Origin of the sequence: Bacillus cereus group sp. BfR-BA-01408 (assembly GCF_022663305.1) — a bacterium.
In the GTDB taxonomy this organism is placed as follows: domain Bacteria; phylum Bacillota; class Bacilli; order Bacillales; family Bacillaceae_G; genus Bacillus_A; species Bacillus_A pacificus.
Genome location: NZ_JAKUFF010000180.1, coordinates 1 through 657, shown reverse-complemented (window position 1 = coordinate 657; position 657 = coordinate 1). Strand labels below are relative to the sequence as shown.

Genomic DNA, 657 nt, shown 5'->3' with positions numbered 1-657 from the left:
CGTAATTTATTTAATTTTTCATTTTTTGACATATTTAACTTCCTCTCTTTTTTATCCCTTCAATGTACAAGGTACTGTTGGGCAAAGTTTATTGGTGAAAATTGGAACCACAATTGTAAGTGTTACTGGATCTGACATTATTTCTGGATTCACATCTCCTGCACCCGCTACTTTCTTTAGTTCATTTTCATCGACTAAACCAATCAATTCTTTTGTATCAAACTCTTGATTACGTAATTTATTTAGTTTTTCATTTTTTGACATATTTAACTTCCCTCCTTTTTGTAACTATTGATTAGCATTATAAGCATCTCGTTGTATAAGGCGTTGTCGAACAAAGATTTTTGGTCATATTTGCAATAACAGGAGTAAGTTCTGGGGGCACATCTACTCTGACACCCACTATTTTTTTCAATTCATCTTCATTGACTAAACCAACCAATTCTTTTGTATCAAACTAGTGAATGTGTAATCGGGCATACTGTAGTAAACTTTATGGTTGTAACTGTGTGCGACGTTGGTGCTATTTCTGGATTCACATCTCCCGCACCCGCTATCTTTTTTAATTCATTTTCATCGATTAAACCAATCAATTCCTTTGTATCTAAATCTTGATTACGTAATTTGTTTAATTTTTCATTTTTAGACATAGCAATC

General features: G+C 32.6%; 3 protein-coding genes. All 3 read right to left on the bottom strand.

The annotated features are described in order from the left end of the window. Window positions 1-51: 51 nt before the first annotated feature. Genes MR083_RS26740 through MR083_RS26730 form a run of 3 tightly spaced genes read right to left on the bottom strand, consistent with a single transcriptional unit; the run spans window position 52 to window position 650 of the window. The gene (locus MR083_RS26740; protein WP_000041631.1) at window positions 52-264 is read right to left on the bottom strand and encodes a class II lanthipeptide, LchA2/BrtA2 family; all 213 of its coding nucleotides are present in this window, start codon (window positions 262-264) and stop codon (window positions 52-54) included. A 37-nt stretch (window positions 265-301) separates the two neighbouring features. Then, the gene (locus MR083_RS27900; protein ID WP_277931493.1) at window positions 302-442 is read right to left on the bottom strand and encodes a class II lanthipeptide, LchA2/BrtA2 family; all 141 of its coding nucleotides are present in this window, start codon (window positions 440-442) and stop codon (window positions 302-304) included. A 10-nt stretch (window positions 443-452) separates the two neighbouring features. Then, the gene (locus MR083_RS26730) at window positions 453-650 is read right to left on the bottom strand and encodes a class II lanthipeptide, LchA2/BrtA2 family (RefSeq protein ID WP_100632315.1); all 198 of its coding nucleotides are present in this window, start codon (window positions 648-650) and stop codon (window positions 453-455) included. Window positions 651-657: the final 7 nt, after the last annotated feature.